The organism is Oleiphilus sp. HI0117 (genome assembly GCF_001635235.1).
On the sequence record NZ_LWGA01000222.1, the window covers coordinates 1 to 1101 of the forward strand.

Annotated in this window: 1 protein-coding gene; it reads right to left on the reverse strand. The window is 45.5% G+C overall.

Features of this window, described 5'->3' with window-relative positions; genetic code table 11:
- A partial coding sequence (locus A3757_RS02825; protein WP_197469685.1) for an AAA family ATPase occupies positions 1 to 926 on the reverse strand: 926 nt, incomplete at its 3' end.
- Between the last annotated feature and the right edge of the window lie 175 nt (positions 927 to 1101).

Genomic DNA, 1101 nt, shown 5'->3' on the forward strand with positions numbered 1-1101 from the left:
AAGAGGTGACGCAACCAGCCGATCTTATCGCTTCGATAAAAAGTATTCTCAGACAGTTCGAAAAACGGTGAATCCATGTCAGCAAAAAGCCGGGAATGAAAAACGAATGGGAGTACTTGCCTTACATCGTTTAACTCAACCGTGTCATTACCCCTAAAAAACGCGAGAGCTTTAGCAAACTGTAGTAGTGACATCAAAGAACGAACTGAGATTCCGTTTAGGGTCTGACAACCAAGATCTTTTAGACGATCACGACCATTATCAATAGACGCTAACACATGTGATTTGACGCCTGATAATCGTGACGTGTCCTTTGTTTTATATTCAAACTGAGAGGCAGAATACTCCGAATACTCAAAGTGACTCGTAAAGAACTCTATTCTGCGCCGAATCCCTGCAGGTACTGTGATATTGCGTATCGCTAGCGACATGTCTGAGATCTCATCTTCGGTGAAAATGATCTGAGGTGGAACCATATCTTCTGGCTTTACACCTTCTTCAATACGTAGAAGCAACTGATTCAGAAATCTAGGGTTAAATGACAAAGCTTGGACAACGACATCAATACGATCTTTTAAGGCTTCGATCACCTGGTAGGTTCCGCCACCCTGATCATCATTTGCAGTTAAATACCAGGCCGCATCAGGACATTCAAAGACCTGGTTGTAGAGTTCTGCGTAGTTGTCTCCCATCACAGTCAGCAAAGCGCTTTGCGTTCGTGTAGGGATACGGTTGTATTCATCGACTATTTTTACGCGCATTCCAAGCCATTTCCGCCACGATATGCGGATGTCTTCGATCGCTTCGGCCGAGGCCAGATCCGATGGCAAGGGATTACCCAGCAAATCAGCCACTGTCATCTGCGGATGGCCATGTTGCATGGCTCGTTTAACTTCTTTTGTCGTATAACCGCCCATGATACCCATCAAGATTGCACTAGCCGTTTTACCCCGGCCTGGTCCGCCAATGAAAAGGCATTTACTTTGAGTAGCGAACGTGAGGAGTGGCAATAAGATAAAGCTTGAGTAAGACTGTTCAGTTGGGAGGTTTAGCGTACTGTGACTGTCTCCCGCCCTAAACTGTTGCGGAGACTGATCATTA